This is a genomic window from Sphingomonas sp. M6A6_1c (genome assembly GCF_053345135.1).
This window is the reverse complement of sequence record NZ_JBKEZO010000004.1, coordinates 133,742-159,721: the sequence shown is the minus strand read 5'-3', so window position 1 is coordinate 159,721 and position 25,980 is coordinate 133,742. Positions and strand designations below refer to the sequence as shown.

Below are 25,980 nucleotides of genomic sequence, written 5' to 3'. Positions count from 1 at the left end.
AGCGATGACCCAATACGTGTACCGTTTCGGTGGCGGCGTTTCGGACGGCGGGAAGGGCGACAAGAATCTGCTCGGCGGCAAGGGCTCGAACCTTGCCGAGATGGCGTCGATCGGGCTGCCGGTGCCGCCGGGCTTCACCATCTCGACCGCGATGTGCACGACCTATTACGACGAGGGCGAGCAATTCCCACAGAGCCTGCGCGACGAGGTGGCGCAGGGGATCGCGCATATCGAGGGGATCACCGGCAAGACCTTCGGCGATGCGGGCAATCCGTTGCTCGTCTCGGTGCGCTCGGGCGCGCGCGTGTCGATGCCGGGGATGATGGACACCGTCCTCAACCTCGGGCTCAACGATGCGACGGTCGAGGGGCTCGCCGCCAAATCGGGCGACGAGCGGTTCGCGTGGGACAGCTATCGCCGCTTCATCCAGATGTATGCCGACGTGGTGCTCGAACTCGATCACGGCGCGTTCGAGGAAGCGCTGGAGATCGCCAAGGAAGACAACGGCTTCACGCTGGATACCGAGCTGAGCGCGACCGACCTCAAGGCGCTGGTCGCCGAATATAAGGGGCTGGTCGAGACGGAATGGGGCAAGCCCTTCCCGCAGGACGTCCACGACCAATTATGGGGCGCGGTGGGCGCGGTGTTCGGCTCGTGGCAATCGGAGCGGGCGAAGGTCTATCGCCGCCTGAACGACATTCCCGCCGACTGGGGAACCGCGGTCAACGTCCAGGCGATGGTGTTCGGCAATATGGGCGAGACGTCGGCGACCGGCGTCGCCTTCACCCGCGATCCGTCGAAGGGCGACCGCGCCTATTACGGCGAGTTCCTCATCAACGCGCAGGGCGAGGACGTCGTCGCCGGGATCCGCACGCCGCAATATCTGACCAAGGCGGCGCGCGAGGAGGCGGGCGCCAAGCCGGCGTCGATGGAAGAGGCGATGCCCGCGGTCTATGGCGAGCTGGCGGCGGTGTTCGACCGGCTCGAGACGCATTATCGCGACATGCAGGACATCGAGTTCACCGTCGAACAGGGCAAGCTCTGGATGCTCCAGACGCGCTCGGGCAAGCGGACCGCCAAGGCGGCGCTGAAGATCGCGGTCGATATGGCGAACGAGGGACTCATCACCCGCAACGAGGCGATCCTGCGCGTCGATCCGATGGCGCTCGACCAGCTCCTCCACCCGATGCTCGACCCCGATGCCCCGCGCGACGTCATCGCCAAGGGCCTGCCCGCCTCGCCCGGCGCCGCCTCGGGCACCGTGGTGTTCGACGCCGACACCGCCGAGAAGCGCAAGGCGGCGGGCGAGTCCGTCATTCTCGTCCGCGTCGAGACCAGCCCGGAAGACATTCACGGCATGCATGCCGCGACCGGCATCCTCACCGCGCGCGGCGGCATGACCAGCCACGCCGCGGTGGTGGCGCGGGGCATGGGCCGGCCGTGCGTCTCGGGCGCGGGATCGCTGTCGATCTCGGCGAAGGACAAGGTGATGAAGGTCGCCGGGCGCGAGGTGCGCGAGGGCGATACGATCACGATCGACGGCACCAGCGGCGAGGTGATGTTCGGTTCGGTCGCGACGGTGCAGCCCGAGCTGGCCGGCGATTTCGGCGTGCTGATGGAATGGGCCGACGGCGTCCGCCGGCTCAAGGTCCGCGCCAATGCCGAGACGCCGCTCGACTGCCAGACCGCGCGCGATTTCGGCGCCGAGGGCGTCGGCCTGTGCCGTACCGAACATATGTTCTTCGACGCCGACCGGATCACCGCGGTGCGCCAGATGATCCTCGCGCAGGACGAGAAGGGCCGCCGTGCCGCGCTGGAGAAGCTGCTGCCGGCGCAGCGCAGCGACTTCACCGCGATCTTCGAGGTGATGGCGGGCCTGCCGGTGACGGTGCGGCTGCTCGATCCGCCGCTACACGAATTCCTGCCGCACGAGGAGAATGAATTCGCCGAGGTCGCCGCGGCGGCGGGGGTCGATATCGACGAATTGAAGCGCCGCGCCACCGAGCTGCACGAATTCAACCCGATGCTGGGTCATCGCGGCTGCCGGCTGGGCGTGACCTATCCGGAGATCTACGAGACGCAGGCGCGGGCGATCTTCGAGGCGGCGCTCGACGTCGCGGAGAAATCGGGGAAGGCACCGATCCCCGAGGTGATGATCCCGCTGGTCGCGACCAAGCGCGAGCTCGACCTGATGAAGACGGTGGTCGACAAGGCGGCGCAGGTGGTGTTCGCCGAGCGTGGCAAGACGATCGACTATCTGGTCGGGACGATGATCGAGCTGCCGCGCGCGGCGCTGAAGGCGGGCGAGATCGCCGAGACGGGCGAGTTCTTCTCGTTCGGCACCAACGACCTGACCCAGACGACCTTGGGCGTCAGCCGCGACGATGCGGCGCGCTTCCTCGGCGCCTATGTCGAACAGGGCATCTACGCCAAGGACCCGTTCGTCAGCCTCGATATCGAGGGCGTCGGTGAGCTGGTGCAGATGGCGGCGGATCGCGGCCGCGCGACCCGGCCCGACATCAAGCTCGGCATCTGCGGCGAACATGGCGGCGATCCCGCGAGCATCGCCTTCTGCGAGAAGGTGGGGCTCGATTACGTCTCCGCCTCGCCGTACCGCGTGCCGATCGCGCGGCTGGCGGCGGCACAGGCGGCGCTGAAGTAAGGCTCGCCACCCCGGCCTCGAGCCGGGGTCCCGCTCCTCTAGCCGCCCGTCGATCCCGCATAAAAGCGGGACCCCGGATCAAGTCCGGGGTGACGGTGCGGATGGGGCGGGCCGGCGGGGCACTTCCATTTGACGCTGCGGCGCCCGCCCCGCTATCGCCGCGGCAACGACAGGAGAGTCACGGGCGATGAACAAGCTCTATCCCGATGCGGCGGCGGCGCTCGACGGCCTGCTGCACGACGGCATGACGATCTGCGCGGGCGGCTTCGGCCTGTGCGGCATCCCCGAACGGCTGATCGACGCGATCCAGGCGTCTGGCGTCACGGGCCTGACCATCGCCAGCAACAATGCCGGCATCGACGGCGAGGGCCTCGGCAAGCTGCTGCGCACGCGGCAGGTCAAGAAGATGATCTCCAGCTATGTCGGCGAGAACAAGGAGTTCGAGCGGCAATATCTGAGCGGCGAGCTGGAGGTGGAATTCTGCCCGCAGGGGACGCTCGCCGAGCGCTGCCGCGCCGGCGGCGCGGGCATCCCCGGCTTCTATACGAAGACCGGCGTCGGCACTCTGGTGGCCGAGGGCAAGGAGGTGAAGAGCTTCGACGGCGAGGAGTATATCCTCGAACGCGGCATCCGCGCCGACCTCAGTATCATCAAGGGCTGGAAGGCGGACGAGAGCGGCAACCTCATCTTCCGCAAGACCGCGCGCAACTTCAACCAGCCGATGGCGACCGCGGGCAAGGTCTGCGTCGCCGAAGTCGAGGAGGTGGTGCCGGTCGGCAGCCTCGATCCCGATCACATCCATCTGCCCGGCATCTATGTGAAGCGGATGATCGTTGGCAGCCCTTACGACAAGAAGATCGAGTTCCGCACGGTGCGGGAGCGCGAGGCGGCGTGATGCGGCGGGCGGGGTTCGCGCTGGCGGCGGCGGCGCTGCTCGCGGGATGCGGCGGCAAGCGGACGCATGTCGCGACGCTGCCGGCGCCGGGGCAGACCTATACCGCCGACGGCAAGCTGGTGCGGATCACCGGCCTGACCGCGCTGCCGCCGCCGAGCGGGGCGGTTGCTGGTGCGGCTGCGGATACGCGGGCGGTGCCGCCGCAGTATCAATATCTCTACGGCTCGGCGGAGGCGGCGGCGCTCAGCCGGCAGGCGTTCCGCGCGCTCGTGTCCTACGCCAGCTATCGCCGCGCGGCGGGCGACAGCGTCGTGCTCAGCCCGGGGGCGACGCTCGCCGCGCCGCAATGGCAGTCGTGCGAGGGCAAGCCGCGCGCGGCGGTGTTCGACGCGGACGAGACGGTGGTGCTCAACCTCGGGATCGAGGCGCTGGCGGCGCGCGATCCCGCCGCGCCGTTCGATCCGGCGCAATGGGCGCGCTGGGAGCGGACCGGCGCCAAGGCGGTCGCGCCGGTGCCGGGCGCGGTCGAGGCGTTCGCCGCGCTGCGCGCCGCAGACATCACGGTCATCATCAACAGCAATCGCGGCGCCGCCACCGCCGCCGGCACGGTCGCCGGGCTGAAGGCGGCGGGGCTGGGCGATTTCACGCCCGGCACCGACCTGTTCCTGCGCGACGGGCCGAGCGGCAAGGACGCGCGCCGCAGCGCGATCGCGGCGCGCTATTGCGTCGTCGCGATGGCGGGCGACCAGCTCGGCGATTTCAGCGACCTGTTCAACGCGATCCCCTCCGCCGCGGAGCGCCGCCGCGTCGCCGACAGCGGCGCGGTCGCCGATCTGTGGGGCAATGGCTGGTTCGTGCTGCCCAACCCGGTCTACGGCACCGGGCTGAAGGGCGGGTTCGACGAGGTGTTCCCCGCCGACAAACGCTGGAGCGATACGCCGTGAAGCTGTCGAAACCCCGTGCCATCCCTTTGTCCGCCATTCCCAATCTCGGCGCCAAATCGGCCGAGGTCGCGCGGATCTGGATCACCGACCGGTCGGGCTCGACCGTGGTGATCGATGCCGGCGTGCTTGCCGATGCCGAGATGTTCGGCGTGCTGATGGCCGACACGATCGGCCACGCCGCCAAGGCGCATGCGCAGGCGCTCGGCATGACCGAAGAGGAAGCGGCCGCGCTGATCTGGCGCGGCCTCGACGGCGCCCGCCCCGAACTCGATCCCGACGCCGTCGCTGAGATCGCCAACCATCCCGGAGGACTGAACTGATGGCCACGCAGATGAAGGGCTGGGATCGCAACCAGATGGCGGCGCGCGCCGCGCAGGAGCTGCGCGACGGCTATTACGTCAACCTCGGCATCGGCATCCCGACCTTGGTCGCGAACAACATCCCCGCCGGGATCACGGTGACCTTGCAGTCGGAGAACGGCATGCTCGGCATCGGGCCGTTCCCGTATGACGACGAGGTCGATCCCGACCTGATCAACGCCGGCAAGCAGACGATCAGCGAATTGCCGCAAAGCGCCTATTTCGGCAGCGAACAGAGCTTCGCGATGATCCGCGGCGGGCATATCGACCTGACGGTGCTCGGCGCGATGGAGGTGAGCGAGGGCGGCGACATCGCCAATTGGATGATCCCCGGCAAGATGATCAAGGGCATGGGCGGCGCGATGGACCTCGTCGCCGGGGTCAAGCAGATCATCGTCGTGATGGACCACAATGCCAAGGACGGCAGCCCCAAGTTCATCCCGTCCTGCACGCTGCCGCTGACCGGCAAGAACGTGGTCGATATGATCGTCACCGACCTCGCGGTGTTCCAGCGGCCGGATCACCAGTCGCGGTTCCGGCTGGTCGAGCTGGCACCGGGCGTGACCGCGGACGAGGTCGCGGCGAAGACGACGGCGGCGTACGAGGCGTAGGCGATGGGTTACGTCCTGATCACCGCCAATCGCAATTATTCCAGTTGGTCGCTGCGTCCGTGGGCGTTGATGACGGCGCTCGGCATCGCGTTCGAGGACCGGATCGAACCCTTTACGGCGGCGAACAACTGGACGGCGTTCCGCGCCTTTTCGCCAAGCGGGCAGGTGCCGGTGCTGATCGATGGCGATCGCACGATCTGGGACTCGCTGGGCATCGCGCTGTATCTCGCCGAGCGGCATGCGGGCGTCTGGCCGCAGGACGAGGCGGCGCGGGCATGGGCGATGTGCGCGGTGACCGAGATGCACGGGGGATTCGCAGCGCTGCGCAACGAGCGGATGATGAACATCGGCGTCCGGGCGACACCGCATCCGGCGTCGACCGCACTGGATCGCGATATCGCGCGGATCGCCGAATTGTGGGCGGAGGGGCTGGATCGCTTCGGCGGTCCATGGCTGGCGGGCGATCGCTTCACCGCGGTCGATGCCTTCTATGCGCCGGTCGCGTTTCGCGTTCGGACCTTCGGCATCGACGTAGGCGAGGCGGGAAGACGTTGGTGCGAAAGCCTTTTCGCGCATCCTGCGATCAAGGCTTGGGAGGCGGCGGCGCTGGCGGAAACGTGGCGTGAAGACGCGCACGAAGAGGAGATGCGCGCCTGTGGTACGATCATCGAAGACAATCGCGCCACTTAACGTCGCGGGCAACATTCTGTCGTGGAGGCTTTCGCCGGCGCATCATTTGCGTTAACTGGCCGCCATCATGGCTTCCCGACCGCAAACGCTGTACGAAAAGATCTGGGCTGCTCATGTCGTCGAACGGCGCGACGACGGCACCTGCCTCATCTATATCGACCGGCACCTCGTCCATGAGGTGACCAGCCCGCAGGCGTTCGAGGGGCTTCGCGTCGCCGGGCGGCGCGTCCGGCGGCCCGAGCTGACGCTCGCGGTGCCCGATCACAATCTGCCGACGACGCCGCGCGTCGATGCCGCCGGGCGGATGCTGCCGATCGCCGATCCCGAAAGCGCGCAACAGCTCGATGCGCTGCGCCGCAACACCGCCGAGTTCGGCGTCGATTATATCGATGCGACCGCGGCGGAGCAGGGCATCGTCCATGTCGTCGGGCCGGAACTGGGCTTCACCTTGCCCGGCACGACCCTGGTGTGCGGCGACAGCCATACCTCGACGCACGGCGCGCTGGGCGCGCTGGCCTTCGGCATCGGCACCAGCGAGGTCGAGCATGTGCTCGCGACGCAGACGCTGCTGCTCAGCCAGTCGAAGACGATGGAGGTGCGCGTCGACGGCACGCTCGGCTTCGGCGTCAGCCCCAAGGACGTGATCCTCGCGATCATGGGCAGGATCGGCGCGGCGGGCGGCACTGGCCACGTCATCGAATATACCGGCGAGGTGATCCGCGCGATGTCGATCGAGGGGCGGATGACCGTCGCCAACATGTCGATCGAGGGCGGTGCGCGCGCCGGGCTGGTCGCGCCCGATGATCTGACCTTCGCCTATCTGAAGGGGCGGCCGATGGCGCCGCAGGGCGAGGCGTGGGACAAGGCCGTCGCCTGGTGGCGCAGCCTCGCCACCGATCCCGCCGCGACCTATGACAAGAGCGTCGCGCTCGACGCAACCGACATCGCACCGGCGCTGACCTGGGGGACGAGCCCCGAGGACGTCGTGCCGATCACCGGCGTCGTGCCGGAGCCCGACAGTTTCGCCGATCCCGCCAAGCGCGCCGCGGCGCAGCGTAGCCTCGATTATATGGGGCTGACGCCGGGGACGGCGATGCAGGACGTTCCCGTCCAGCACGTCTTCATCGGCAGTTGCACCAACAGCCGGATCGAGGATCTGCGCGCCGCCGCCGCGGTCGCCGAGGGGCGCCATGTCGCCGATGGCGTGCGCGCGATGGTCGTGCCGGGATCGGGGCTGGTCAAGCGACAGGCGGAGGCCGAGGGGCTCGACCGCGTGTTCGTGCAGGCGGGCTTCGAATGGCGGGAGCCGGGCTGTTCGATGTGCCTGGCGATGAACCCCGACAAGGTGCCTGCGGGGGAACGGTGTGCGTCCACGTCGAACCGGAATTTCGTGGGTCGACAGGGGCCTGGCGCACGCACACATTTGCTGTCGCCGGCAATGGCGGCGGCAGCGGCGGTGACCGGGCGGCTCGCCGATGTCCGCGACGTGATGGGAGCGACACGATGAAGAAGGTTCTGGTGCTGCTGGTGGCCGGTGCGATGATGAGCGGCGTCGCCGCTTATGTGGCGGGGGCGCGCGTGCTCGCGCATCCGGTCAAGACCGAACGCTAAGGGCTCAATATCGCATGCAGGCCGTCACCACCGTTTCCGGGACCGCATATCCCTGGGGCGCCAAGAATATCGACACCGATATCATCATCCCGGCGCATTGGCTCAAGACCATTTCGCGCTCGGGACTGGCGCGCGGCGCGTTCGAGACGGTGCGCGCGCAGCCGGGCAACGTGTTCGACGACCCGCGCTATGCCGGTGCGCCGATCCTGATCGCCGGCGACAATTTCGGCTGCGGGTCGAGCCGCGAACATGCCGCCTGGGCGCTTGCCGACATGGGGGTGCGCGCGGTGATCGCGCCCAGCTTCTCCGACATCTTCTCGGGGAACGCGTTCAAGAACGGCATCGTGCCGGTGGTGCTGCCGCAGGAGGCGGTGGACCGGCTGGTCGAGGTGGCGAAGGACCAGCCGGTCACCGTCGACCTCGAGACGATGACGGTGACGACGCCGTACCAGGACCGCTTTTCCTTCGACCTCGACCCGTTCCGACGCCAGTGCCTGATGGAGGGGCTGGACGAGATCGGTCTGACGATGGCAAGAGATACCGCGATTTCGAAATTCGAGGGTGCGGTGGATCAGCATCGCCCCTGGATCGGGAGCAGGAGCGGTTATGCGGGCATTGCTATCGACGGCGCCGGGCGGACCTGACACTCTAGAACTAACCGAGCTACCCGATCCGGCGCCGGCCCAGGGGCAGGTGCGGATCGCGGTCAAGGCGTGCGCGATCAACTATCCCGACGTCCTGATCATCGAGGACCGATATCAGTTCAAGCCGCCGCGGCCGTTCGCACCGGGTGGCGAGATCGCCGGTGTGATCGACGCGCTCGGCGAGGGTGTCAGCGACTGGCAGGTCGGCGACCGGGTGATGGGGGTGATCGGCCATGGCGGCCTCGCGACCAGCATCGTCACCGAGCCGCAGCGCCTGTACCGCCTGCCCGACGAGCGCAGCTTTGCCGAGGGCGCGGCGCTGATTCTCACCTATGCGACCACCATCCATGCGCTGCTCGATCGCGGCCGATTGACTGCGGGGCAATCGCTGCTCGTGCTCGGCGCGGCGGGCGGGGTAGGGCTGGCGGCGATCGAGCTGGGCAAGGCCTATTGCGCGCGCGTCGTCGCGGCGGTGTCGTCCGAGGAGAAAGCGGCGGCGGCCAAAGCGGCGGGCGCCGACGAGACGATCCTCTACGGGCGCGCGCCGTTCGACAAGGACCAGTCCAAGGCGCTCGCCGAACGGTTCAAGACGGCGGGGGGGCGCGGCGGCTTCGACGTGATCTACGATCCGGTCGGGGGCGACTATGCCGAACCCGCGTTGCGCTCGATCGGCTGGGAAGGGCGCTATCTGGTGGTCGGCTTTCCCGCCGGCATCCCCAAATTGCCGCTCAACCTCACGCTGCTCAAGAGCTGCGACGTCTGCGGCGTGTTCTGGGGAGCCTTCGCCGCGCGCGATCCGCAGGCCAATGCGGCGCATGTCGCGCGGTTGTTCGATCTGTGGCGCGACGGGAAGATCGCGCCGAACGTGACCGAGACCTTTCCGTTCGAGCGCGGCGGCGACGCCATCGCCAAGATGGCGGCGCGGGGCGCGATCGGCAAATTGGTGGTCGCGGTCGACTGACCGGTCAGCGGATCGCGAAGACGATCGCGAGCATCAGCGCCCACAGGATCAGCGAGATCGCCGATCCGACGACGATGCCGGTGAGCGGCGCGGCGCGGGTCGATCCGTGCGCGTGGCCGCCAGCGGGAATGGGCCTCTTGATCATGATCCTTCTCCTGCGGTCGGGCGATGCGCCCGCCGTCTTATGTTTATCGCATCGTTAACCTTTTTGTTCCGAACCACTTAGGCCCGGCATGGGACGGTCTCCCCGGGCATCCGTTGCGCGTGCGCAGGCGCGCCCCTATGTGCGGAGGACCAAAAAATGGGGTGAGTGACGATGTCCATGTTCGACGACCGTGAGCACGCCCATGAGGCGGCGTTCGCGCGCGAGGAAGAGATGGCATTTCGCATCACCGCGCGCCGCAATCGCCTGCTCGGGCAATGGGCCGCCGCGCAGATGGGGCTGACGCCGGAAGAGACCGATGCTTATGCCAAGGCGGTGGTCCAGGCGGATTTCGAGGAATCGGGCGAGGAGGACGTCGTTCGCAAGCTGTTCGGCGACCTGACCGCCGCCGGTGTCGAGACCGACGATGCCGCGGTGCGCCGCGCCCTCGCCGAGAAGATGATCGAGGCGCGGCGGCAGCTGATGCAGGCGGAGCAGGGCTGATGCCGATGGCCGCCGACGACATCGCCGCGCTGATCCGCACCGCCATCCCCGATGCGGAGGTCGAGATCACCGATCTCGCCGGGGACGGCGACCATTATGCCGCCCGCGTCGTATCGGCGAGCTTCGCCGGTCTGCCGCTCCGCAAGCAACACCAAGCCGTTTATGCGGCGCTCGGCGAGCGAATGGGCGGCGAACTCCACGCCCTGCAGCTCAAGACCGCCGCCGCCTGAGGATGATGACCATGACTGACGATACCAACGCCCGCATCGACGCCGTCGTGAAGAACAATGCCGTGGTGCTGTTCATGAAGGGCAGCCCACTGTTCCCGCAATGCGGCTTTTCAAGCCGCGCCGTCGCGATCCTCGACCACCTCAACGTCGAATATGAGAGCGTCGACGTGTTGCAGGACCAGGGCATCCGCCAGGGCATCAAGGCCTATTCGGACTGGCCGACGATCCCGCAGCTCTACGTCGGCGGCGAATTCGTCGGCGGATCGGACATCATGATGGAGATGTACGAGAGCGGCGAGCTCGCGACGCTGCTGAAGGGCGATGCCGCCGCTGCGTGACGGCGTCCGGCCTCGCGCAAGGAATGTGGGGCAGTGTCGGCCAGCGGCGGCCGGGTGCGGGTGGGGTCGCGAGACGCGGAAAAGCGATGACCCCACCCTGCTGAAGCGTCGTGACGCTCGGCTGGCTTGCGATATGCAGACGCTATGCCAAACATTCCCGCGCACGGATTTCCGCCATTGCCAGGGTTAACGGCGGTCATATGCCGGCCCGACCTGTAAGCGATATCGACACTCGCGGTGCGCACTTGACTACGACCGTAAACGGCACGATTACACCTGTAGTCCAGCAGGAGCGTAACCGTGGTCGAACGAATCAGCGATGCCGAACATGCGGTGATGGAGGTGCTGTGGGACGAGGCGCCGCTCACCGCGCAGGACGTGGCCGAGCGTGTCGATCCTGCCCGCGGTTGGAGCGCCAATACCGTCAAGACGCTGCTCGGCCGGCTGCTCGCCAAGACCGCGATCGCGCACGAGGAGGATGGCCGCCGCTATCTCTATCGCCCGCTGGTCGCGCGCGGTGACTACGTCTCGGGCGAATCGAAGCGGCTGATCGACCGGCTGTTCGGCGGCAAATTGACCCCGCTGGTCGCGCATCTCGCCGAGCGCGACGAACTCACCGCGCAGGATATCGCCGAGATCGAGGCGCTGCTGAAGGACCTCAAGCAGTGATCGGCTGGCTGGTCGAGGCGCTGATCGCCTCCACGATCCTGATGGCGCTGGTGATGCTGGTGCGCGCGCCGGTGCGCAACGCCTTCGGACCGCAGGTCGGCTATATGCTCTGGCTGCTGCCGCTGCTGCGCCTGCTGCTGCCGCCGCTCCCCGACGGGCTGCGGCAGGCGGCGGTGACGCCGATCAGCCGGGCGAGCGAGACGATCACCATCTTCGTCGCCGATGGCGCCGCGCCGGCGACGGCGACACCCGCCGCGGCCGGACTATCGGTAGGGCCGTCGATCGGGCTGATCGTCGGCGGCCTGTGGGCGCTGGGCGCGCTCGGCTTCCTCGTCTGGCACCTCGCCGGCCATGGCCGCTTCTGCCGCCGGCTGATCGGATCGGCCGCGAGTGTAGAGGAACTGGACGGTATCCGCGTCATCGCCAGCGAGGTCGCGCCCGGTCCGCTCGCCTTCGGTATCGTGCGCCGCTACGTCGCCTTCCCGCTCGATTTCGCCGACCGCTACGACGCCGACGAACGCGAACTCGCGCTGGCGCACGAGATCGGCCACCATCAGCGCGGCGACCTGATCGCCAACTGGATCGCGCTCGCGGTGCTGGCGATCCACTGGTTCAACCCCGTCGCCTGGCGCGCCTTCCGCGCGTTCCGCGCCGATCAGGAACTCGCCAACGACGCGCGCGTGCTCGCCGGCCGCTCGGTGATCGACCGTCACGCCTATGCCTGTGCCATCGTCAAGGCGGCGCACGGCGGCGCGGTATCCGCCGCCTGTCACCTGCACACCATCGATGACCTCAAAGGGAGAATCCGCATGCTGTCCACGTCTCCGCGTTCGCGTCGTCGCCTCGTGATGGGCGGTACATTGGTATCGACGCTCGTCCTCGCCGGGCTGGGCCTCACCGCCTCGGGCACCAGCGCCGCGGCGGCGCTGAGCGGCAAGGTCGGCGATACGATCGGCGTCGATCTGCAAAGCGTTCCCGCCGTGCCGCCGGCGCCGCCCGCACCGGCCGCACCCGCGGCGCCCGCGGCGCCGGCCGTGCCGGCCGCACCGGCGGTGACCGCGAGCGGGGCGGCATCGCGCCACGTCTTCGTCCGGCAGGTCGGCAAGGACGGTAAGGTCAACACCTATACGTCGGCCGCCGACGGCAGATTCGACGATCACGCGATCCAGCAGCTCGTCGACGATTCGCTCCGCTCCGCGCCCGAGGTGACGTCGCGCCGCTGCGTCGACGGTGTCGACGGCGGCCCGCGCCAATATACGCTGACCACCGCGACGGGGAGCAAGCGCGCGATCGTCATCTGCACCAACCGGATCGGCGAGGCCGCCGCGACCGCCAGCAAGGCCGCGGTCGCGTCGATCGACGTCGCGGCGATCCGCCGCAATGCGATGGCCAGCGCGTTTGCCAGCGTCCGGGCGTCGCGGGCGAGCATCGCCGCCAATCGCGACATTCCCGAAACGGATCGCAAGGCGGCGCTCGCCGATATGGATCAGGCCCTCGCCGAATTGCGCGCGGAAACCGCGTCCGCTGAGCAGGATTGAGGGCTGCGCGGCTTGCCCGCGCAGATGGCGTGCGACCGGGAATCCGTCACTCCGGGCCTGTTCCGGGGTGACGGCGATCGGCTCCGCCTCTTGCGCTCCGTCGCGCATCGCGCCACATCCGACACAATGGCCGAGCATCCGACCGGTATCCCGATCCAGCTCGAGCCGCTCGTCACCCGTGTGCTCGCGCCCAATCCGTCGCCCTATACCTATGGCGGCACGCAGACGCATGTCGTCGGCGGCAGCGACCTGGCGGTGATCGATCCGGGACCGGACGATCCCGCGCATGTCGAGACGCTGCTGCGGGTGATCGCCGGGCGGCCGGTGCGTGCGATCGTCATCACCCATCATCACCGCGACCACAGCCCCGCCAGCCGGCCGCTCGCCGCCGCGACCGGGGCGCCGGTCGTCGGTGCCGCGCCGGTGCATGTCGCGAGCGAGACGGCCGGGCTCGATGCGGCGTTCGATGCGGCCTATGCGCCCGACCGCGTGCTGGCCGAGGGCGAGAGCGTCGCCGGCGACGGCTGGACGCTGAGCGCGATCGCGACCCCCGGCCATACGTCGAACCATCTCGCCTTCGCGCTGCCCGAGACGGGTGCGCTGTTTTCGGGCGATCACGTGATGGGCTGGGCGACCAGCGTGATCTCACCGCCCGACGGCGACATGGGGCAATATATGGCGAGCCTCGACAAGCTGCTCGGCCGTGACGATCGCATCTATTATCCCGGCCATGGCGAGGCGGTGGACCAGCCGCAGCGGCTGGTGCGCGGCATGCTGGGGCATCGCAAGCAGCGCGAGGGACAGATCCTGCGGCTGCTGCGCGAGGCGCCGCTGGCGCTGGAGGAGATGACCCGGCGGATGTACGTCGGGCTCGATCCGCGCCTGATCCCGGCGGCGCAGCGATCGGTGCTCGCGCACCTCTATGATCTTAACAAACGGCAGCGGGTGAGCGAGGAGGGCGACCTATGGCGGAGCAGCGAATGAGCGATCCAATGCCCGACGCCGCGGCACCCGCGGTCCGATCGTCGACCGGCTCGTTCCTCGGCAAGGCGGCGGGGATCATCGTGCTGCTCGCCCTCGCCGTGCTGATCGGCCTGTGGGGCGTGCAACGCTACGTCGAACGCCGGCTGTCGCCCGATCCGACCACCGTCGCCAGCGCCAGCCTGCAGGGGCTGCGCGAGCAGAACCGCCTGTCCGCCTTCGCCGCGCGCTTCGTCGCGGTGAGCACCTCGCGCCAGTCGCAGCTCGGCCTGTCGACCGAGAAGACGCTGATCATGCCCGGCCTGGTCCGTTACGAGGTCGATCTCGGCAAGCTGACGCAGCGCGACGTCGCATGGGATGCCGACAGCCGCACCTTGTCGGTACGGCTGCCGCCGATCGAGCTCGACGGGCCGCAGGTCGATCTCAACGCGATCCGCGAATATGGCAGCGGCGGCATCCTGTCGCGGCTGACCGATGCCGACACCGCGCTCGATACCGCGAATCGCCGTGCCGGGCAGGCCGAGCTGGTGCGGCAGGCGCGCGACGCGACGCCGATGAAGCTGGCGCGCGACGCGACGCGGCGTGCGGTCGAGAACAGCTTCGTCATGCCGCTGCGCGCCGCGGGGATCGACGCCACCGTCAAGGTCAGTTTCATCGACGATCCCACGGCGGCGACCGAGCGGTGGGATGCCAGCCGGTCGCTGGCGGAAGTGCTTGGCAATTCTCGGTGACGGCGGCCGTTGAGGGGCGGCGCGCAATCGCCTAACGAGGGCGTTATGGAACTGACCAACAGCTTCGCCGGACTCGACCTCCGCGCTGAGATCGAGCGCCTCCGCAAGGAGCGCAACGCGGTGATCCTCGCGCATTATTACCAGAAGCCGGAGTTGCAGGACCTCGCCGATTTCGTCGGCGACAGCCTCGACCTCAGCCGCAAGGCGCAGGCGACCGATGCCGACGTCATCGCCTTCTGCGGGGTGCGCTTCATGGCGGAGACCGCGAAGATCCTGAGCCCCGACAAGATCGTCGTGCTGCCCGACATGGATGCCGGCTGTTCGCTGGAGGACAGTTGCCCGCCCGACCAGTTCGCCGCGTTCCGCGCCGCGCATCCCGATCATATCGCGCTGACCTACATCAACTGCTCGACCGAGGTGAAGGCGCTGAGCGACGTCATCGTCACCTCGTCGTCGGCGGAGACGATCCTGGCGCAATTGCCGCGCGACCAGAAGATCATCTTCGGTCCCGACCGCAACCTCGGCGGCTATCTCCAGCGCAAGACCGGGCGCGAGATGCTGCTGTGGCCGGGCGTGTGCATCGTCCACGAGGCGTTCAGCGAAACCGAGCTGATGAAGCTCAAGGCGCAGAATCCCGGTGCGCCGGTCGCCGCGCATCCCGAATGCCCGGCGGTGATCCTCGACCATGCCGATTACGTCGGATCGACGCGCGGCATCCTGGAATTCGCCAATGCGATGCCGGGCGATACGCTGATCGTCGCGACCGAGCCGCACATCATCCACCAGATGGAAAAGGCGATGCCGCTCAAGAATTTCATCGGCGCACCGGGTGCGGACGGCAACTGCAACTGCAACATCTGCCCGTATATGGCGCTCAACACGATGGAGAAGCTCTACGTCGCGCTGCGCGACCTGACGCCGCGCATCGAAATCGAGGAGGGGCTGCGCGTCAAGGCGAAGAAGAGCCTCGACGCGATGCTGTCGATGGCCTCGGCGACGGTCGGGCAGGGCGATCTCGGTCCGACGCCGTTCCGCGTGGTGCCGGTGACCGGCGACTGATCGTCAGTGCGAGGTCGCGGTCGTCGGGGCGAGCAGGTTGCGGGCTTCGTTGATATGGATGCCGACCAGGATCAGCTCCAGCTCGTCCGCCTTCTGCAACGCGGCGGCGAGCAACTGGTGCAGTTCCTCCAGGGCCTCGCGTTCGGTCATCGCCTTGCTTCCCCGTGATTCGGCTGCGGACCCATGATGTTATGGTCCGCTACGCCATACGACAGGATCGTATACGTATGACGCGCTTTACTCTAGACGGTTTCGACCTCGACGGCTTCGTCGCCGCCACTTTGGCGGAAGATCTGGGCGACCGCGGCGACATCACCTCCGCCGCGGTGATCCCGGCAGAGGCGCGCTTCACCGGGGTGATGGACACACGCGATGCGATCGTCGTCGCCGGACTCGGCATCGCGGAAGCCTTTTTCCGGGCGCTCGATCCCGAGGTGCGGATCACCCGGCTGGTCGAGGACGGTGCCCGGGTGCCGGCGCATAGCGAGCTGATGCGGCTGGAAGGGTCGGCGCGGGCGCTGCTCACCGCCGAACGCTCGGCGCTCAACACGGTACAGCATCTGTCGGGGATCGCGACGCTGACCCGCGCCTATGTCGATGCGATCGCGGATACCGGCGCGGTGCTGCTCGACACGCGCAAGACGATCCCGGGGCTGCGCCGGCTGGAGAAATACGCGACCCGCACCGGCGGCGCGCAGAACCACCGGCTCGGGCTGTGGGATGCGGCGATGATCAAGGACAATCACATCGCGGTCGCCGGCGGCATCGCGCCGGCGGTGCAGCGTGCGGTCGCGGCGGGGATCGCGCGGATCATCGTCGAGGTCGACCGGCTCGACCAGATCGCGACGGCGCTCGATGCGGGGGCGACGCATCTGCTGCTCGACAACATGCCGCCGGCGCTGCTGCGCGAAGCGGTGGCGCTGGTCGGCGGGCGCGTGCCGACCGAGGCGTCTGGCGGGGTGCGGCTCGACACGGTGCGGGCGATCGCGGAGAGCGGCGTCACCTACGTCTCGGTCGGGCGGCTGACCCAATCGGCGCCCGCGGCGGATATCGGCCTGGATTTCACGGTGATATGAGCGGCGGCTTGCACGCCCCGGCGGGGCGGCTAGGCTGACATGAAGCAGCAAGGGGATTTGTCGTGACCAAACCGCCATCCATTGCCCGGTTCGAGCAATTCTACTGGGCGTCGGTGATACTCGGCCTGATCAACACCGCGCTCAACTGGCGCACGTCGCAGGCGGCGCTGGCGTCCAATCCGATGCTTGCGAGCATGTCGTGGCTGTTGCCGGCGATGCAGGTGCTGGGGCTGGCGATCGCGGTGCTGATCTGGTTCTTCATCGTCCGCCGGCCGAGCGTGGTCGCGAAATGGGTGCAGGTGGTGTTCGCCGCCTTCGGCGTGCTCGCGGTCGTCTCCGCGGTCGTGCTGATCGCGCTCGGCAAGTCGGCGCTCAATGCGCAGCTCGCGCTCGGGCTGGTCGCCAACATCCTCTACGTCGCCGCGGCGGTGATGTTGTTCAAGCCCGATGCCAAAACGTGGTTCGGCGAGGGGCTGGACGAAGACGACGATCTCGACGTGGTCGAAACGCCGGACGCGCCGCGATGGTGATCGCGCGGGTCGCGGTCGCCGCGTTGCTCGCGGCGGTGCCCAATGTGGTGCAGGCGCAGGCCTATCAATGCGCCGCACCGGCGAGCATCGAACGGCCGCATCCCGACCTGCCGAGCGACAGCCAGCCGCGGCGGTTGCTGCCGATCGGCGGCTACACGCTGGCGATCACCTGGGCACCGCAATATTGCCGCGATCACGACCGCGACGTCGGCGCGCGCTTCCAGTGCGGGGCGGGCAACCGGTTCGGCTTCACCCTGCACGGACTGTGGCCCGACGGCATCGGCAAGGACTGGCCGCAATATTGCCAGGCGACCCCGTTGCTGCCGCGTGGCGTGATCCAGAAGCATATCTGCAGCACCCCGTCGGCGCAGCTGATGCAGCACGAATGGTCGAAGCACGGCACCTGCATGGCCGGCTACCGGCCCGATCGTTACTTCGCGACTTCGACCAGCCTGTACGGCAAGCTGCGCTATCCCGACATGGACGCGCTGTCGCGCGCGCCGCTCACCGCCGGCGGACTGGCGGCGGCGGTCGCGCGCAGCAATCCCGGGCTCGGGCCGGACATGATGCGGGTGACGGCGAGCAAGCAGGGCTGGCTCGACGAGATCTGGATCTGCCTCGACAAGGCGTTCCGCTACCAGCGTTGCCCCGCGCACCAGGGCGGCCTGCCAAGCGATGCGACGGTGAAGATCTGGCGCGGCGGGCGCTGATCGTCAGCCGATGATCGTCGCCGTCGCCGGATGATGTTTGTCGAGGTGGCGGCGGATGATCCGCAGGTTGCGGGTGTTCGACCGGAAGAAGAAATCGGGCACCGCGCCGACGAAGGGGATGATGCCCAGCGCCCAGTCGATCCCGACGTTGCCGAACATCCGCGCCATCTGCAGCTTCGACATGCCGAGATTGCGTGCTTCCCACACCAGCCACGACCCGATGAGGGCGGCGACCGTGGTGCCGATCACGGGAACGAGATCGAGGATCACGTCGAGGCCGAGCTTGCGGTTGGTGCCGGGGATGGTGAACAGCCCCTCCATAACCCGCTCCATCGCCTCGAGCCGGATGCGGACCGAGGCGGCGTCGCGGCCGACCGGCAGGGAGTCGAGCAGCGGACGCGCGTCGAGCGGGCGGGGGCGGGTGGTGGTCATGCCTTCTAATTGGTGTCGTCGCGCAGCCGGTTCAACGGGTGCCAGGCGCGGGTGTTGGGACGCCACTGGCGCAGCCGCATCGCGACCAGCGACCAGCGCAGCGGCCGCGCGATCGGAATGAAGGGCGTATCCGTCGCCAGCGCGGCGTCGGCGGCGGCGATCAGTCGCGACCGTTCGGCGAGCGTCGGGGCTTCGCGGGCGGCGACCAGCGCACTCTGCGCGGCCTCGCCGCACAAGGCACAGGCATTGGCGAGATACCAGCGCGCGCTGTCATAGGGGGCGACCTGATCGATCAGGCGCAGCTCGGCGTCGTCGTCGGGGCCGACGCGCTGCGGCGTGATGCCGATGGTGAGCAGCGACGCGGCGACCTGCGCATAGACCAACGTCGCGCCGGGACCGGACGGCAGCGCGATCCGCAGCACCACCGGGGCGCCATAGCCGGCGACCCGCGCCTGTGCCGCGGCGACGCGCTGTTCGGGGGTGAGCAACGACCAGCCGGGCAGCGCGGGCGGTGCGGTCGAATCGAGCATGTCGGGCAGGATGCGCTCGGCCGGTTCCCAATTGGGCATCACCGCGGCGGTGACCGCGGCGCGGTCGATCGCCCCGCTGAGTGCGGCGCGGTTGGCGGGGTCGGCGAGGAACCCGTCGCGCTTGAGGATCGCGAACCCGAACAGCCCGGCGGCGGGATCGAGGCGGACGTTGGCGGGGGCGACGGACGCCAGCCCGACCAGCGGCCAGTCGCGGAAGGTGCCGCCGGCGACGTAATCGGACTCGCGCGCGGCGAAGCGGACGATGGCGCGGGCGGCGCGTTCGCCGATCAGACGGACGTCCTGTTCGGGGCGCGTCCGGCGCTGATCGTCGGGATCGGCACGGCCGGGATCGAAGGCGGGGCGGAGCAGCGGGCTGCGCGTGCCGCGGACGATGCGCATCGGCCCGGCGCCGCCAACGGTGCCGCTGCGCCACAGCGCCAGCTCGGGCTGGGCGAACAGCTTGAGCAGGTCGGGACGCGGGCGGAGCAGCCGCACCTCGATGACCTGCGGCGTCATCGTCACGATCTCGTCGACCGCGGTGAGGAAGGGGAGGAGGGGGTTGCGCGATCCCCGCGCGAGCTGGTGACGCAATTGCGCGACGACCTGATCGGCGTCGACCTTGCTGCCGTCGCTCCACTGCGCATCGCGCAGCCGGAAGATATAGCTCATCCCCTGATCGATCACGATCCAGCGTTCAGCGAGCCCCGGTTCGATCTGGCCGGCCCCGTCGAACCGCACCAGCCCCTCGGCGGTGGCGTCGAGCAGCAGCCGCGATGGCGTGTCGAGCCGCGTCCGGGCGGGATCGGCCGGGCGCGGCGGCGCGCCGATCGCGCTGACGATCACCGGCCCCGAATCGGGGCGCTGACCGCAGCCGGCCAGCGCCGACGCGCCGACGCCGAGCAGCAGCATGATGGTGCGGACGGCGGGACTCGAACCCGCACTCCAAAGGAAGCCGATTTTAAGTCGGAAGCGTCTACCGATTTCGCCACGTCCGCACACGGCTGCACGACAAGCGCAACCAGCGCCGACCGTCAACCCGCTACGGGTGGGAACCGCGATCAGACGTTGAGGCGCGCGCGCATTTCCTTGCCCGGCTTGAAATAGGGAACCCGCTTGGCCTCGACCTCGACGGTCTCGCCGGTGCGCGGGTTGCGGCCGATGCGGGCATCGCGGGCACGGGTGGAAAAGGCGCCGAAGCCGCGCAGTTCGACGCGGCCGTTGGAGGCGAGGCGCCGGGCGATCTCGTCGAAGAAGGTCGAGACGATGGCGTCGACCTCGGCTGCCGACAGGGTCGGATTGAGCTCACACAATTTTTGAACAAGTTCAGAACGGATCATCGCAAAACTCCCCCCCGGTTGATGCAACCGTGGCTTGATAGAGATCAATGGGGTCCGCGTATAGGGCCAAAATGAACTTAAACATAGAAACTTGGGCTGGAGCGGTACGAAACCACTCCAGCCCGAGCCGTCTTACTTCTTGTCGGCGTCCGCGACGCGGGCCTTGAGGGCCTCGCCGAGGATGTTGCCCAGGGTCGCGCCCGAGTCGGACGAACCGTATTGCGCAACCGCCTGCTTCTCTTCGGAGATCTGCATCGCCTTGATCGAGAAGGTGGGCTTCTTGGAACGGTCGAAGCCGGTCACCATCGCGTCGAACTTCTGGCCGACCTGGAAACGCTCCGGACGCTGCTCGTCGCGATCGCGACCCAGATCCGTGCGCTTGATGAAGCCGGTCGCGCCATCGTCACCCTGCTGCACTTCGAGGCCCGCGTCGCGGACTTCGAGCACGGTCACGGTGACCACGGCGTTCTTGTTCAGGCGATCGCCCGATGCCGCGATGCCGCCGGCCGACGGGCCGCCGCGCTCGAGCTGCTTCATGCCGAGGCTGATGCGCTCCTTCTCGGCGTCGATGTCGAGCACGACCGCCTGCACGGTCTCGCCCTTGCGGTGCAGGTTGAGGGCATCCTCACCCGACACGCCCCAGGCGATGTCCGACATGTGGACCATGCCGTCGACGTCGTTGTCCAGACCGATGAACAGACCGAATTCGGTCGCGTTCTTGACTTCGCCCTCGACGGTCGAACCGATCGGATGGGCGGCGGCGAACGCTTCCCACGGATTGTTCTGCGCCTGCTTGAGGCCGAGGCTGATGCGACGCTTGTCCTCGTCGACCTCGAGCACGACGACATCGACTTCCTGCGAGGTCGAGACGATCTTGCCCGGATGGACGTTCTTCTTGGTCCAGGACATTTCCGAAACGTGGACGAGGCCTTCGATGCCCGCTTCCAGCTCGACGAACGCACCATATTCGGTGATGTTCGTGACGCGGCCCGACAGCTTGGCGCCGATCGGATACTTAGCCGATGCGCCGTCCCACGGATCCGACTCGAGCTGCTTCATGCCGAGGCTGATGCGCTGCGTGTCCTTGTTGATGCGGATGATCTGCACCTTCACCGTGTCGCCGATCGCGATCATCTCGGACGGATGATTGACGCGCTTGTAGCTGAGATCGGTGACGTGGAGCAGGCCGTCGATGCCGCCGAGGTCGACGAACGCACCGTAATCGGTGATGTTCTTGACGACGCCGTCGATGATCTGACCCTCGGCGAGGCTCTGGATCAGGCCCGAACGCTGCTCGGCGCGGGTCTCTTCCAGCACCGCGCGACGCGACACGACGATGTTGCCGCGCTTGCGGTCCATCTTGAGGATCTGGAACGGCTGCGGGATGTCCATCAGCGGCGTGACGTCGCGGACAGGGCGGATATCGACCTGGCTGCCCGGCAGGAACGCGACGGCGCCCGACAGGTCGACGGTGAAGCCGCCCTTGACGCGGCCGAAGATCACGCCCTCGACGCGCGCGGTCTTGCTGAATTCCAGCTCGAGCTTGTCCCAGGCGGCTTCGCGGCGGGCGCGGTCGCGGCTGAGCATCGCTTCGCCATGCATGTTCTCGACGCGGTCGACATAGACTTCGACTTCGTCGCCGACCTTCAGGTCGGCCTTCTGGCCCGGTGCGGCGAATTCGCGCAGCGGCACACGGCCTTCGGACTTCAGGCCGACGTCGATGACGGCAAGGTCGTTCTCGATGGCGGTGACGGTGCCGTGAACGACACGGCCCTCGAAGCTGTCGGCACCGCCGAACATGTCATCGAGCATCGCGGCGAAATCGTCGCGCGTAGGAGTGGGCTGGGTAGCCATAGGGTTAGAGTGTCCTCGGGTTTATCTGTTTCCGGCCAAGCGGTTGGATCCGCTGGTCTTGGCTGAAAACGCCGCGGCGACCCCATGCCGGTCGCGGCATCCATTGGGCGTCGGCACGCGGAGGAATACGATGCGCTGCTTGCGAAAAGGGCGCGACCGGGCCAGCCGGACGCGCCTACCTCCACGAACATCGGCTCGCAGGACCGGCGGGCCATAACCCAAAGCCCGCGTTTTGGCAAGGTGAGCGCGCTGGCGCTCCCGGCGTTCGTCAGGCCGGGCTGGCGCCGGCGCTCGGCTGCTGGCGGGCGCGGGTGGCGGCGCGGGCCTCGACCATCGCGATCGCGCGGGCGACGCTCGCCTCGATCGTCATCTGGCTGGTGTCGAGCAGGGCGGCGTCGGGGGCCATGCTGAGCGGCGCCGCGGAGCGGGCGCTGTCGCGCGTGTCGCGGGCGCGGATGTCCATCAGCACCTTGACGAAGGTGACCTCGAACCCCTTGGCGAGCAACTCCTTGTGGCGGCGCTGCGCGCGGATCTGCGGGGTCGCCTTGACGAACAATTTGGCGTCGGCGTCGGGCGCGATCACCGTGCCGATATCGCGGCCGTCGAGCACCGCGCCGCCGGGCTGGCGAGCGAAGCGCTTCTGGCGCTGCAGCAGCGAGGCGCGCACCAGCGGATGGACCGAGACGATCGACGCGAGCTGCCCGACATCGTCGGTGCGCAGCACGGGATCGTCGAGCAACGCCTCGTCGAAGTCGCAGGCGGCGACCGCATCGGCCTCTTTGGCGGGGTTGAGCTCAAGTCGCTGCACGTTGAACGCGACGGCACGATAGAGCAGACCGGTGTCGAGATGCGGGAGGCCGTAATGCTGCGCGAGCGCCTTGGCGATGGTGCCCTTGCCCGACGCTGCTGGGCCGTCCACTGCGATGATCATGCTTCCTCCGACACTTCTTCCAATGTCTTATAGAAGACGGGATAGCTGGTCGCCACCGGAGCGACGTCGTCGATCGTGACGGGACGTGCCGCATGCAGGCCGGCCACCGTCATGCTCATCGCGATACGGTGATCGAGCCGGGAGGCGACGCGACCGCCGCCGGGGATCGCATCGCCGCCGGTGCCGGTGATCGCGAGCCCGTCCTCATATTCCTCGCAGGGGACGCCGCATGCCTCCAGCGCCGCCTTCATCGCGGCGATCCGGTCCGATTCCTTGACGCGCAGCTCGTGCGCGCCGCGCGCGACGGTGCGGCCCTTGGCGAAGGCGGCGGCGACGAAGAGCACCGGATATTCGTCGATCATGCTCGGTGCGAGATCGGGCGGCACGTCGATCGCGGTGAGCGCGGCGTGGCGGACGCGCAGGTCGGCGACCGGCTCGCCGCCGACCTCGCGCCGGTCGAGCTCGGTGATATCAGCGCCCATCAGCCGCAGCGCGGCGATCAGCCCGGTGCGGGTGACGTTGAGTCCGACGTTGCGGACGACGAGGTCGGAGCCGGGGACGATCGACGCGGCGACCAGCCAGAAGGCGGCCGACGAGGGGTCGCCGGGGACGGTGATCGTCTGCGGCTTGAGCTCGGCCTCGCCATGGATGGCTATGATGCGGCCTTCGGGACCGTCCTCGATGGTCAGGTCGGCGCCGAAACCGCGCAGCATCCGTTCGCTGTGGTCGCGGGTCGCGACCGGTTCGATGACGCGGGTGATGCCGGGCGTGTTGAGCCCGGCGAGCAGCACCGCCGACTTGACCTGCGCCGAGGCGACGGGAAGCGTATAAGTAATCGGCACCGCCGGACACATACCGCGCAGCATCAGCGGCAGCTTGCCGCCGGGGCTGGCGGTGACGTCCGCACCCATTTGCGACAGCGGTTCGATGACGCGGCCCATCGGCCGGCCGGACAGCGAGGCGTCGCCGGTGAAGGTGGCGGTGATCGGATGGCTGGCGACGAGGCCCATCAGCAGCCGCGTCGAGGTGCCGCTGTTGCCCATCTCCAGCGCGGTCGCGGGTTGCAGCAGGCCGCCGACGCCGACGCCGTCGACGCGCCAGGCGCCGTCGCCGGTGCGCTCGATCGTCGCCCCCATCGCGCGGAGCGCCGCGGCGGTGGCGAGCACGTCCTCGCCCTCGAGCAGGCCGGTGATGTGGCTGGTGCCGATTGCGAGCGCCGAGAACATCAGCGAGCGGTGGCTGATCGACTTGTCGCCGGGAACCTGGAGGGTGCCGGTGAGAGGCCCGCGCGGGGCCACGCTCAGTTCCTGGGGAAGGGGGTGCGCCATGGGCCGAGGGCTTTGACAGCCACCTTGCGCTATGGCAAGGCGCCCACCAACTCACGGGCCCAATCTACAGGCGGGGGCAACCTTTGCCTGCGACACCCAATTCCGAAAGGCACACCGCGGCATGATCAAGCCGGAATGGGGCACGAAGCGTACGTGCCCGAAATGCGCCACGCGCTTCTACGACCTCGAAAAGGACGATCCCGTCACCTGCATCAACTGCGGCACGACGTGGAATCCGGAGCCGATCCTGAAGTCCAAGCAGCCGCTGCCGTTCGAGCAGGCCAAGCCCGACACCAAGGAAGCCGATCGCGACCTGGAAGGCGAGGACGAGGATCTGGAAGCGCTGGGCGAAGAGGAAGAGCCCTCGGCCGATGACGAGGTCGATCTCGGCGGCGACGACGACCTGGGCGTGGAAGCGCCGAACGACGAAGACGAACATTGATCTGAAAAAAGGCATGGCCGGCGCGAATTCAGCGCTTGCCATGCCCCGGCGCCCCCGCTAGTGGGGCGCCTCCCGGAACGAATGGGGCCGTAGCTCAGCTGGGAGAGCGCTGCAATGGCATTGCAGAGGTCAGGGGTTCGATCCCCCTCGGCTCCACCATTCGTTCCGTTCTGTCGCTGTGGCGGCAGAGTTTCCAAAGCATCGGGTCGATCCAGCGGCTGTCACTTCGGTGACGGGCGCCGTTTTCGTTTGCGCTGTTCTTGCACGGACGGGATCGGAGGCGACGCCATCCTGAAGCGCGTGGCGATGGCGGCGGATCCGGACACAAAAAAGCCCGCGGTTTCCCGCGGGCTTTTGCGTTCAGGCCGGGCAGGGCGGTGTGACCCGCCCCGTCCGAAACCGATCAGTCGACCGGCTGAAGGTTGACGGCCGAGGTCTTGCCCCGACGGTCCTGCTCCAGGTCGTAGCTGATGCGCTGGTTCTGGTTCAGCGTCGCCATGCCGGCGCGCTCCACCGCCGTGATGTGGACGAACGCATCCGCGCCGCCCGTATCGGGTGCGACGAAGCCATAGCCCTTGTCGGCGTTGAAGAACTTTACGGTGCCGGTGATGCTGCTCATGGCAGATCCTTTCTTCTTGCGGCACGACGGTACGATTACCGACGCGCCAAATCGCGTACGAAGCAGGGAAGGAAGGAAGAGGGAGCCGCAAAGCACGCCGTAGACCGTCGATGTGCGACTCTAGCATCCCCTATATGGCGCATGCCGCGTCATTCGGCAAGGGGTGGACGTAGCTGGGCCACGAAGGCTTGCGCCGCAGCGCAGCAGGGTCCATTTGGAGAGCATCGGGCTGCTCCACTCTGCGCATGGCCCGACTGAGAGATGATATGCGCTCCCGCTGCCTATGGGAGACCCGCATGTCGCGTGCCATCAACGTCAAAGCCGCCAAGCCCGATGTCGAAGCTTTGTGCCGCAAGCACAAGGTGACGATCAGCGCGATCGAGACGCTCGCCTCGGGCGGGACGCGGGTCGTGCTGACCAACGCCGATGGCGCCGCGACGATGAACCGCGTGTTCGGCCGCAAGGTGCTGTCCGGCGCGGTGGAGCGCACGCCGCTGCGTCTGCGGACGGCATAGGATCGCAAGGGGCGGCATCGGCCGCCCCGATCATCGAGGGCACGGCGAAAGCCCCCGACTTCGGTACATCAGCGTAGTGCTCCCGCTTTCGCAGGAGCACTGGGTAA

The 25,980-nt window shown here is 68.2% G+C and carries 31 protein-coding genes and 2 tRNA genes; 23 read left to right on the top strand and 10 right to left on the bottom strand.

Annotation, left to right across the window (positions count from 1 at the left end; all coding sequences use genetic code 11):
- Positions 1-4: 4 nt before the first annotated feature.
- The 9 genes from ppdK (at position 5) to ACLBWH_RS09315 (ending at position 9,377) form a co-directional block, all read left to right on the top strand.
- Positions 5-2,662: a pyruvate, phosphate dikinase gene (gene ppdK, locus ACLBWH_RS09355; protein WP_447798405.1), complete on the top strand. Its 2,658-nt coding sequence runs from the start codon at positions 5-7 to the stop codon at positions 2,660-2,662.
- A 187-nt stretch (positions 2,663-2,849) separates the two neighbouring features.
- Entirely contained in the window at positions 2,850-3,557 is a 708-nt protein-coding gene (locus ACLBWH_RS09350; protein ID WP_447798404.1) for a CoA transferase subunit A, read from the top strand.
- Positions 3,554-4,501 (top strand): HAD family acid phosphatase, encoded by a 948-nt coding sequence (locus ACLBWH_RS09345; protein ID WP_447798402.1) that lies wholly within the window; start codon positions 3,554-3,556, stop codon positions 4,499-4,501. The genes ACLBWH_RS09350 and ACLBWH_RS09345 overlap by 4 nt, the downstream gene beginning before the upstream one ends.
- Complete coding sequence (locus ACLBWH_RS09340) at positions 4,498-4,821, top strand: DUF5076 domain-containing protein (protein ID WP_322850380.1); 324 nt, start codon at positions 4,498-4,500, stop codon at positions 4,819-4,821. Before ACLBWH_RS09345 ends, ACLBWH_RS09340 begins: the two co-directional genes overlap by 4 nt.
- Positions 4,821-5,471 (top strand): CoA transferase subunit B, encoded by a 651-nt coding sequence (locus tag ACLBWH_RS09335; RefSeq protein WP_447798400.1) that lies wholly within the window; start codon positions 4,821-4,823, stop codon positions 5,469-5,471. The genes ACLBWH_RS09340 and ACLBWH_RS09335 overlap by 1 nt, the downstream gene beginning before the upstream one ends.
- 3 nt (positions 5,472-5,474) lie before the next feature.
- Entirely contained in the window at positions 5,475-6,161 is a 687-nt protein-coding gene (locus tag ACLBWH_RS09330; RefSeq protein WP_322850382.1) for a glutathione S-transferase family protein, read from the top strand.
- Positions 6,162-6,228: 67 nt separating this feature from the next.
- Positions 6,229-7,668: a 3-isopropylmalate dehydratase large subunit gene (gene leuC, locus ACLBWH_RS09325; protein WP_447798398.1), complete on the top strand. Its 1,440-nt coding sequence runs from the start codon at positions 6,229-6,231 to the stop codon at positions 7,666-7,668.
- Between the two features lie 118 nt (positions 7,669-7,786).
- Positions 7,787-8,416: a 3-isopropylmalate dehydratase small subunit gene (leuD, locus tag ACLBWH_RS09320; protein WP_447798396.1), complete on the top strand. Its 630-nt coding sequence runs from the start codon at positions 7,787-7,789 to the stop codon at positions 8,414-8,416.
- On the top strand, positions 8,379-9,377 hold the full coding sequence (locus ACLBWH_RS09315) for an NADPH:quinone oxidoreductase family protein (RefSeq protein ID WP_447798394.1): 999 nt from the start codon (positions 8,379-8,381) through the stop codon (positions 9,375-9,377). The genes leuD and ACLBWH_RS09315 overlap by 38 nt, the downstream gene beginning before the upstream one ends.
- A gap of 4 nt (positions 9,378-9,381) precedes the next feature.
- Here the strand turns inward: ACLBWH_RS09315 and ACLBWH_RS09310 are convergent, their stop codons facing one another.
- The gene (locus ACLBWH_RS09310; protein WP_322850386.1) at positions 9,382-9,522 is read right to left on the bottom strand and encodes a hypothetical protein; all 141 of its coding nucleotides are present in this window, start codon (positions 9,520-9,522) and stop codon (positions 9,382-9,384) included.
- 171 nt (positions 9,523-9,693) lie between these two features.
- Between ACLBWH_RS09310 and ACLBWH_RS09305 the strand changes: the two genes are divergently transcribed.
- The 8 genes from ACLBWH_RS09305 to nadA all read left to right on the top strand — a co-directional run bounded on the left by ACLBWH_RS09305 (position 9,694) and on the right by nadA (position 15,569).
- Complete coding sequence (locus ACLBWH_RS09305; protein WP_447798392.1) at positions 9,694-10,023, top strand: DUF1476 domain-containing protein; 330 nt, start codon at positions 9,694-9,696, stop codon at positions 10,021-10,023.
- A complete protein-coding gene (locus ACLBWH_RS09300) occupies positions 10,023-10,253 on the top strand; it encodes a BolA family protein (RefSeq protein WP_322850388.1) in 231 nt (76 codons plus the stop codon). Before ACLBWH_RS09305 ends, ACLBWH_RS09300 begins: the two co-directional genes overlap by 1 nt.
- Before the next feature lie 11 nt (positions 10,254-10,264).
- The gene (grxD, locus tag ACLBWH_RS09295) at positions 10,265-10,591 is read left to right on the top strand and encodes a Grx4 family monothiol glutaredoxin (RefSeq protein WP_322850389.1); all 327 of its coding nucleotides are present in this window, start codon (positions 10,265-10,267) and stop codon (positions 10,589-10,591) included.
- A gap of 300 nt (positions 10,592-10,891) precedes the next feature.
- Positions 10,892-11,260, top strand: coding sequence for a BlaI/MecI/CopY family transcriptional regulator (locus tag ACLBWH_RS09290; protein ID WP_322850390.1), 369 nt, complete (start codon positions 10,892-10,894; stop codon positions 11,258-11,260).
- Positions 11,257-12,798, top strand: coding sequence for a M56 family metallopeptidase (locus tag ACLBWH_RS09285; RefSeq protein ID WP_447798389.1), 1,542 nt, complete (start codon positions 11,257-11,259; stop codon positions 12,796-12,798). Before ACLBWH_RS09290 ends, ACLBWH_RS09285 begins: the two co-directional genes overlap by 4 nt.
- Positions 12,799-12,924: 126 nt before the next feature.
- The gene (locus tag ACLBWH_RS09280; protein WP_447798388.1) at positions 12,925-13,782 is read left to right on the top strand and encodes an MBL fold metallo-hydrolase; all 858 of its coding nucleotides are present in this window, start codon (positions 12,925-12,927) and stop codon (positions 13,780-13,782) included.
- Positions 13,779-14,510, top strand: coding sequence for a DUF4230 domain-containing protein (locus ACLBWH_RS09275; RefSeq protein WP_322850393.1), 732 nt, complete (start codon positions 13,779-13,781; stop codon positions 14,508-14,510). The genes ACLBWH_RS09280 and ACLBWH_RS09275 overlap by 4 nt, the downstream gene beginning before the upstream one ends.
- 45 nt (positions 14,511-14,555) lie before the next feature.
- Positions 14,556-15,569 (top strand): quinolinate synthase NadA, encoded by a 1,014-nt coding sequence (nadA, locus tag ACLBWH_RS09270; protein ID WP_447798386.1) that lies wholly within the window; start codon positions 14,556-14,558, stop codon positions 15,567-15,569.
- Positions 15,570-15,572: 3 nt separating this feature from the next.
- Here the strand turns inward: nadA and ACLBWH_RS09265 are convergent, their stop codons facing one another.
- Positions 15,573-15,719, bottom strand: coding sequence for a hypothetical protein (locus tag ACLBWH_RS09265; protein ID WP_322850395.1), 147 nt, complete (start codon positions 15,717-15,719; stop codon positions 15,573-15,575).
- A gap of 77 nt (positions 15,720-15,796) precedes the next feature.
- On the opposite strand from ACLBWH_RS09265, the gene nadC reads away from it, so the two are divergent.
- The 3 genes from nadC (at position 15,797) to ACLBWH_RS09250 (ending at position 17,885) form a co-directional block, all read left to right on the top strand.
- Positions 15,797-16,645 carry a carboxylating nicotinate-nucleotide diphosphorylase gene (gene nadC / locus ACLBWH_RS09260; protein WP_447798384.1) on the top strand — a complete coding sequence of 283 codons (849 nt, stop codon included), beginning with the start codon at positions 15,797-15,799 and terminating at the stop codon, positions 16,643-16,645.
- A 62-nt stretch (positions 16,646-16,707) separates the two neighbouring features.
- A complete protein-coding gene (locus tag ACLBWH_RS09255; protein ID WP_447798382.1) occupies positions 16,708-17,175 on the top strand; it encodes a hypothetical protein in 468 nt (155 codons plus the stop codon).
- The gene (locus tag ACLBWH_RS09250) at positions 17,169-17,885 is read left to right on the top strand and encodes a ribonuclease T2 family protein (RefSeq protein ID WP_447798380.1); all 717 of its coding nucleotides are present in this window, start codon (positions 17,169-17,171) and stop codon (positions 17,883-17,885) included. The genes ACLBWH_RS09255 and ACLBWH_RS09250 overlap by 7 nt, the downstream gene beginning before the upstream one ends.
- A gap of 3 nt (positions 17,886-17,888) precedes the next feature.
- Here ACLBWH_RS09250 and ACLBWH_RS09245 read toward each other — a convergent pair whose 3' ends face one another.
- From ACLBWH_RS09245 to aroA, 7 genes are all read right to left on the bottom strand, one after another.
- Positions 17,889-18,317 carry a DUF4112 domain-containing protein gene (locus ACLBWH_RS09245; RefSeq protein WP_447798379.1) on the bottom strand — a complete coding sequence of 143 codons (429 nt, stop codon included), beginning with the start codon at positions 18,315-18,317 and terminating at the stop codon, positions 17,889-17,891.
- Between the two features lie 5 nt (positions 18,318-18,322).
- Positions 18,323-19,756, bottom strand: coding sequence for an ABC transporter substrate-binding protein (locus ACLBWH_RS09240; RefSeq protein ID WP_447798377.1), 1,434 nt, complete (start codon positions 19,754-19,756; stop codon positions 18,323-18,325).
- 2 nt (positions 19,757-19,758) lie between these two features.
- Positions 19,759-19,842: transfer RNA gene (locus ACLBWH_RS09235), tRNA-Leu, on the bottom strand.
- 63 nt (positions 19,843-19,905) lie between these two features.
- Positions 19,906-20,184 carry an integration host factor subunit beta gene (locus ACLBWH_RS09230; protein ID WP_322850464.1) on the bottom strand — a complete coding sequence of 93 codons (279 nt, stop codon included), beginning with the start codon at positions 20,182-20,184 and terminating at the stop codon, positions 19,906-19,908.
- Between the two features lie 132 nt (positions 20,185-20,316).
- Positions 20,317-22,038: a 30S ribosomal protein S1 gene (rpsA, locus tag ACLBWH_RS09225; RefSeq protein ID WP_322850401.1), complete on the bottom strand. Its 1,722-nt coding sequence runs from the start codon at positions 22,036-22,038 to the stop codon at positions 20,317-20,319.
- Between the two features lie 268 nt (positions 22,039-22,306).
- Positions 22,307-22,969: a (d)CMP kinase gene (cmk, locus tag ACLBWH_RS09220; RefSeq protein ID WP_447798375.1), complete on the bottom strand. Its 663-nt coding sequence runs from the start codon at positions 22,967-22,969 to the stop codon at positions 22,307-22,309.
- A complete protein-coding gene (gene aroA / locus ACLBWH_RS09215; protein ID WP_447798373.1) occupies positions 22,966-24,297 on the bottom strand; it encodes a 3-phosphoshikimate 1-carboxyvinyltransferase in 1,332 nt (443 codons plus the stop codon). The genes cmk and aroA overlap by 4 nt, the downstream gene beginning before the upstream one ends.
- A gap of 121 nt (positions 24,298-24,418) precedes the next feature.
- On the opposite strand from aroA, the gene ACLBWH_RS09210 reads away from it, so the two are divergent.
- The gene (locus tag ACLBWH_RS09210; RefSeq protein WP_037534617.1) at positions 24,419-24,739 is read left to right on the top strand and encodes a TIGR02300 family protein; all 321 of its coding nucleotides are present in this window, start codon (positions 24,419-24,421) and stop codon (positions 24,737-24,739) included.
- Between the two features lie 83 nt (positions 24,740-24,822).
- Positions 24,823-24,898: transfer RNA gene (locus ACLBWH_RS09205), tRNA-Ala, on the top strand.
- A 244-nt stretch (positions 24,899-25,142) separates the two neighbouring features.
- On the opposite strand, the gene ACLBWH_RS09200 is transcribed toward ACLBWH_RS09205, so the two are convergent.
- Complete coding sequence (locus ACLBWH_RS09200; RefSeq protein WP_037534615.1) at positions 25,143-25,358, bottom strand: cold-shock protein; 216 nt, start codon at positions 25,356-25,358, stop codon at positions 25,143-25,145.
- A gap of 296 nt (positions 25,359-25,654) precedes the next feature.
- On the opposite strand from ACLBWH_RS09200, the gene ACLBWH_RS09195 reads away from it, so the two are divergent.
- Positions 25,655-25,873 (top strand): hypothetical protein, encoded by a 219-nt coding sequence (locus ACLBWH_RS09195; protein WP_322850404.1) that lies wholly within the window; start codon positions 25,655-25,657, stop codon positions 25,871-25,873.
- The last annotated feature ends 107 nt before the right edge of the window (positions 25,874-25,980 follow it).